This is a genomic window from Streptomyces hygroscopicus subsp. hygroscopicus (assembly GCF_001553455.1).
Taxonomy (GTDB): domain Bacteria; phylum Actinomycetota; class Actinomycetes; order Streptomycetales; family Streptomycetaceae; genus Streptomyces; species Streptomyces hygroscopicus.
Map to the genome: position 1 here is coordinate 22,130 of NZ_BBOX01000082.1, position 6,258 is coordinate 28,387.

Here is a 6,258-nt window from a genome sequence, read left to right on the forward strand (position 1 = left end):
GCCAAGCCCTTCGGACCGCTTATTGCAATTGACTTGCAAGTACACGCTAGCAGCAAGAGCGTTTCACGCCACTCGGAACCGGGGGGTTCCGGGTCACACGACGGAGGCGGGGCGGGTCCTGAAGACCAGGACCCGCCCCGCCTCCGTGCGCGGGGTGGAGAGGATCAGCTCCGGGCAGCCGCCGCGCGCTGCCGGACGAATCCGATGATCGCGAGCGCGACCGCCATCGCGGCCGTGGCGAACAGCTGGCTGCGGGTGTCGTCCTCGCGCAGCATCAGCACCAGCACCCCGGCCATGGCGGCCAGGGCGACCCAGGTCAGATACGGGAAGAGCCACATCTTCACCACGAGCCGCTCGGGGGCCTCGCGCTGGAGCCGGCTGCGGCTGCGCAGCTGGGCGGCGGCGATGAAGGCCCAGACCACCAGCACCGCGGCGCCGACCATGTTGAGCAGCCACTTGAAGATGGTGTCCGGCCACCAGTAGCTGAGCAGCACCGCGACGAAGCCGAAGAAGGAGGAGGCGAGCACGGTGAAGCGGGGCACGCCGCCGCTGACCCGGCCCAGGAAGGCGGGGCCCTCGCCGCGGGAGACCAGGGAGTAGGACATGCGGGAGGCGCCGTAGATGTTGGCGTTCATCGCCGAGAGCAGCGCGATCAGCACGATCACGTTCATGATGTCGCCGGCCGCGGGGATGTCGAGGTGGTCGAGCACGGCCACGTACGGGCCCTTCTCCACCACGGCCTTGTCGTTCCACGGGATGAGCGTGACCACGACGAGCATCGAGCCGACGTAGAACAGGGCGATGCGCCACATCACGGTGCGCACCGCGCCCGCGACGCTTTTGACCGGGTTCTCGGACTCGGCCGCCGCGATCGTCACCGTCTCCAGTCCGCCGTAGGCGAAGACGGACGCCAGCAGGCCGACGACCAGGCCGTCGGCGCCGTTGGGCAGGAAGCCGCCGTCACCGGTGAGATGGGAGCCGCCCGGGGCGTCGGTGCCCGGCAGCACGCCGAGGATCGCGAGCACGCCCAGGGCGAGGAAGACCGTGATCGCGGCGATCTTCAGCGCGGCGAACCAGAACTCGAACTCGCCGAAGTTGCTGACCGCCGCGAGGTTCGTCCCGCAGAACACCGCCATGAAGAGGGCGACCCACATCCAGGAGTCGGTGCCCGGGAACCACTGGACCATGATCCCGGCCGCGCCGATCGCCTCGACGGCGAGGGCCACGCACAGCGTGATCCAGAACATCCAGCCCGCCGTGAACCCCGCCCACGGCCCGATCGCCCGCTCGGCGTGCACGGAGAACGAGCCGGAGGCCGGGTTGGCCGCCGACATCTCGCCGAGCATCCGCATCACGAGCATCACCAGCAGCCCTGACAGGGCATAGGCGACCACGATCGACGGGCCCGCGGCGGCGACGCCGGCACCGGAGCCGACGAACAGCCCCGCGCCGATCACGCCCCCGAGGGCGATCATGGACAGATGGCGCTGCTTGAGGCCGTGGGAGAGGGATGGCGAGGCGGTCGCGCCCGCGCCGGTCCCCTCGGCAGCGCCGGATGGCGCGGAGGACGCGGATGTCCGGTTCATTCTTCTTCTCTGTCCCTTACGAGATGCGTTCTCTGTCCCTCACGAGGGCGGACGGATGCAAAACGTCCCCAGTGTGAAGGGCACGTTCGATCAGGACAACATCACTGCAGAACTTTTCTGGATATCGGACACCGGGTTCACGCCGCGTACCACGAGCCTCTGCCCGAAGCCGCCAACCCCCTGCGTCCGGCTTTGTGACCATCGACGGTGTTCAAGAACCGCGGCCTGGGTTAGCGTCACGGTACCTACCCTCTGACCTGGGAGCATCGCTGATGAGCACTGTTTCTGCCGCCGCCACACCCGGTACGGTCCTCGCGGACGCGGTCTTCCCCGTCCGGCGCGTCCTGGTCCGGGACGCCGCGCTCGTCCTCGGGGGCGCCGCGCTCACCGGTCTCGCCGCTCAGATCGCGGTGCCGGTGCCCGGCTCCCCGGTGCCGGTGACCGGCCAGACCTTCGCCGCCCTGCTGGTGGGCACCTCGCTGGGCGCCCGGCGCGGCTTCCTGTCGCTGGCGCTGTACGCCCTGATCGGCATGGCGGGCATGCCGTGGTTCGCCGAGGGCGGCTCGGGCACCGCCGCGCCGTCCTTCGGCTATGTGCTGGGCATGCTGCTGGCGGCGACCGTGGTCGGCGCGCTGGCCCGGCGCGGCGGCGACCGCGGGGTGCTGCGCACCGCGGGCACCATGGCGGCCGGCTCGGCGATCATCTACGCCGTGGGCGTCCCGTACCTGGCGCTGGCCACCCACATGTCCCTCGGCCAGGCGGTCGCGGCCGGGCTCACCCCGTTCCTGATCGGGGACGCGCTGAAGGCCGCGCTCGCGATGGGCGCGCTGCCCACCGCCTGGAAGCTGGTGGGCCGCCGGGGCTGAGCCCTCCCGGCATCCGGGCATAGGGTCCGGGCATGGCCACCGAGCATGCCCACGCGTGGGCGGCCGACGCGATCCGGCGGATACGGGAACACCGCCGCGGGACGCCGCCCACGCCCCTGCGCCCCCTTCCGCTGCCGTCCGCCGGGGGCGGCCGGTGGCGGCCGGGTGAACGGCCCCCGGCCGCCGCTCGACCCCGCCCCGTACGAGGCCGACCTCGAGCGGTTCGCCCGCACCGGGGAATGGCGGACGGCATGACGGACGCCCGCCGGACGGACGCCAGAAGGGCCCCCGCGCGGTCGACTCGCGCGGGGGCCCGGACCGGCGGCGCAGGGGTCAGTCGAAGATCGGGCCGACCGTCCGCGTCCGCTTGATCTCGTAGAAGCCGGGGATCGAGGCGACCATCAGCGTGCCGTCCCACAGCTTGGCGGCCTCCTCGCCCTTGGGGGCCGGGGTGACCACCGGGCCGAAGAAGGCGATCTGCTCACCGTCCGGGCCGGGGACGGCGATCACGGGCGTGCCCACATCCTGGCCGACCAGGTCGATGCCCTCCTTGTGGGAGGCGCGCAGCTCGGTGTCGTACGCGTCGGAGTCGGCGTAGTCCGCGAGCTCGGCGGGCAGACCGGCCTCCTCGAGGGCGGCCACGATCGTCTCGCGGTTCTTCTCCAGGCCCTGGTTGTGGAAGCGGATGCCGAGGGCGGCGTAAAGGGGGCCGAGGACCTCGCTGCCGTGCTTCTGCTCAGCGGCGATGCAGACCCGGACCGGGCCCCAGGCGGTCTTCATCAGTTCCTGGTACTGCTCGGGCAGCTCATCGAGCTTGGGCTCGTTCAGCACGGCGAGGCTCATGACGTGCCAACGCACCTCGACCGGGCGCACCTTCTCCACCTCGAGCATCCAGCGCGAGGTCATCCAGGCCCAGGGACACAGCGGATCGAACCAGAAATCAGCAGGAGTCTTGGCGGTCTCGGTCACGGTTTCTCCTCGAGCGGGCGCATAGGAATCGCAAAGGAACAGAGAGCTGACTACACCTGCCAACGCGGACGGGACGGGAGCCCATTCCCCGGTGCCGGGTGTCAGCGCGCCGTGACATGATTCCCGCTGTCCGATATCCGAGATTCGAGATCCGACAGACAGTGCGAGGGAGCCGCGTCGTGCCCGGTGAGAACCTGACCCGTGACGAGGCCCGTGAGCGGGCGAAGCTGCTGGCCGTCGAGGCGTACGAGGTGGCGCTCGATCTGCGGTCCGCGGTCGGGGAGCACACCGGGACCGGGCCGCGCACCTTCCGTTCGACCACGACGATCCGCTTCCGCTGCGCCGAGCCGGGCGCGGCGACCTTCGCCGATCTGCTGGCGCCCGCGGTGACCTCGGTGCGGCTGAACGGACGGGAGCTGGACCCGGCGGCGGTCTTCGACGGCTCCCGGATCGCCCTGGACGGGCTGGCCGCCGAGAACGAGCTGGTGGTGGACGCGCAGTGCGCCTACAGCCGCACCGGCGAGGGGCTGCACCGCTTCGTGGACCCGGAGGACGGCGAGGTCTACCTCTACACCCAGTACGAACCGGCCGACGCCCGCCGGGTCTTCGCCACCTTCGAACAGCCGGACCTCAAGGCCCCGTTCACCTTCTCGGTGACCGCCCCCGAGGGCTGGACGGTGCTCGGCAACGGCACGGCCGAGCGGGTGGAGCCGTCCGGCGCGGGCGACGGCTCGGCGACCACCCGGTTCGCCCCGACCCGGCCCATCTCGACGTACATCACCGCCGTGGTCGCCGGTCCGTACCATTACGAGAGCGACCTCTACCGCCGCACCCTGCCGGACGGTTCGCAGCTGGAGATCCCGCTGGGCGCGCTGTGCCGCAAGGGGCTGGCCAAGCACTTCGACGCGGAGGACATCTTCACCGTCACCAAGCAGGGCCTGGACTTCTTCCACGACCACTTCGACTACCCGTACCCGTTCGGCAAGTACGACCAGGCGTTCGTGCCGGAGTACAACATCGGCGCGATGGAGAACCCGGGGTGTGTGACCTTCCGGGAGGAGTTCGTCTTCCGCGGCAAGGTCACCCAGGCGTCCTACGAGCACCGGGCCAACGTCATCCTGCACGAGATGGCCCATATGTGGTTCGGCGACCTGGTGACCATGGAGTGGTGGGACGACCTGTGGCTCAAGGAGTCGTTCGCCGACTTCATGGGGGCCTTCGCGCTGGTCGGGGCGACCCGTTTCACCGACGGCTGGATCACCTTCGCCAACCGCCGCAAGGCGTGGGCCTACCGCGCCGACCAGCTGCCCTCCACCCATCCGGTCACGGCCGACATCCGCGACCTGGAGGACGCCAAGCTCAACTTCGACGGGATCACCTACGCCAAGGGCGCGTCCGTGCTCAAGCAGCTGGTGGCGTACGCCGGGCAGGACGCCTTCCTGGAGGGCGCCCGGCGCTACTTCAAGCGGCACGCCTACGGCAACACCCGGCTGTCGGACCTGCTGTCGGTGCTCGGCGAGACCTCGGGGCGGGACATGACGGCCTGGTCCCGCGCCTGGCTGGAGACCGCGGGGGTGAACGTGCTCACCCCGCAGGCCACCTATGACGCCGAGGGCCACATCACCGAGCTGGCGGTGGTCCAGGAGGCCCCGGCGACCGCCGGTTCCGACGGTGCGGCTCCGGCGCGCGGGACGCTGCGGCCGCACCGGGTGGCCGTGGGGCTGTACCGCAAGGAGGCCGCGACCGGTGAGCGCCCCGGGGCGCTGGTGCGCTACGCCCGCGCCGAGGTGGACGTCGACGGCCCCCGTACGGTCGTCACCGAGCTGACCGGGGCCGCCCGGCCCGATCTGATCCTGGTCAACGACGAGGACCTCACCTACTGCAAGGTCCGCTTCGACGCGGCTTCGCTGGACACCCTGCGCGAGCACCTGGGCGAGCTGACCGATCCGCTGGCCCGCGCGCTGAGCTGGTCCGCGCTGTGGAACCTCACCCGCGACGCGCTGCTGCCCGCCCGGGACTACCTGGAGCTGGTGCGGCGGTTCGCCGGGGCCGAGAGCGACATCGGGGTGCTGCAGATGGTCCAGGCGTGGGCGCTGTCCGCCCTGCACCACTACGCGGCGCCGGACGCCCGGGAGGCAGCCGGCGCCCGGCTGGCCGAGAGCGCGCTGCGCGAGCTGCGGCTGGCCGAGCCGGGCAGTGGGCACCAGCTGGCCTGGGCGCGGTTCTTCGCCCAGGTCGCCGCCGCCGACTCCGAGCTGCGGCTGCTGCGCGGGCTGCTGGACGGCACCGCGCGGATCGACGGGCTGGTCGTGGACCAGGAGCTGCGCTGGACGTTCCTGGCCGCGCTGGCCGCCGGCGGCGCGGCCGACGAGGCGCTGATCGCCGATGAGCTGGCCCGCGACGACACCGCCTCCGGCAAGCGCCACCAGGTGCGGTGCCTGGCCGCCCGGCCCTCCGCCGCGGTCAAGGCCGAGGCGTGGGACGCGGTGGTGGGCTCCGACCGGCTCTCCAACGCCCTGGTGGAGGCCACCATCTCCGGTTTCGACCAGCCGGGCCAGCGGGAGCTGCTGGCGCCGTACGCACCGCGCTACTTCGAGGTGATCGAGCGGATCTGGCAGGAGCGGTCGATCGAGATCGGGATGGCGATCGTGCGCGGGCTGTTCCCGGCCGCCCAGGGTGACACCCGCACCCTGGAGGCGACCGACGCCTGGCTGGCGGGGCACCCGGCCGCGGCGCCCGCGCTGCGCCGACTGGTCCTGGAGGCGCGCGACGACCTCGCCCGCGCCCTGCGCGGCCAGGAGTGCGACGCGCGGGCCGCCGGCTGACCCACACCGGCT

The 6,258-nt window shown here is 71.7% G+C and carries 4 protein-coding genes; 2 read left to right on the plus strand and 2 right to left on the minus strand.

The genetic code is table 11. The features are described from left to right. Positions 1 to 164 precede the first annotated feature (164 nt). A complete protein-coding gene (locus AXW62_RS09180; protein WP_060944050.1) occupies positions 165 to 1,586 on the minus strand; it encodes an amino acid permease in 1,422 nt (473 codons plus the stop codon). Positions 1,587 to 1,858: 272 nt separating this feature from the next. Between AXW62_RS09180 and AXW62_RS09185 the strand changes: the two genes are divergently transcribed. Then, complete coding sequence (locus AXW62_RS09185) at positions 1,859 to 2,452, plus strand: biotin transporter BioY (protein ID WP_060944051.1); 594 nt, start codon at positions 1,859 to 1,861, stop codon at positions 2,450 to 2,452. 333 nt (positions 2,453 to 2,785) lie between these two features. On the opposite strand, the gene AXW62_RS09190 is transcribed toward AXW62_RS09185, so the two are convergent. Continuing rightward, positions 2,786 to 3,421, minus strand: coding sequence for a mycothiol-dependent nitroreductase Rv2466c family protein (locus AXW62_RS09190; protein ID WP_060944052.1), 636 nt, complete (start codon positions 3,419 to 3,421; stop codon positions 2,786 to 2,788). 179 nt (positions 3,422 to 3,600) lie between these two features. Here AXW62_RS09190 and pepN point away from each other — a divergent pair, with 179 nt between their 5' ends. Then, positions 3,601 to 6,246 (plus strand): aminopeptidase N, encoded by a 2,646-nt coding sequence (gene pepN / locus AXW62_RS09195; RefSeq protein ID WP_060944053.1) that lies wholly within the window; start codon positions 3,601 to 3,603, stop codon positions 6,244 to 6,246. Positions 6,247 to 6,258 lie beyond the last annotated feature (12 nt).

Bases quoted from the DNA above. Each gene is read 5' to 3' on its own strand.
- AXW62_RS09180 (WP_060944050.1), bottom strand. From the start codon at position 1,586: ATGAACCGGACATCCGCGTCCTCCGCGCCATCCGGCGCTGCCGAGGGG.
- AXW62_RS09185 (WP_060944051.1), top strand. From the start codon at position 1,859: ATGAGCACTGTTTCTGCCGCCGCCACACCCGGTACGGTCCTCGCGGAC.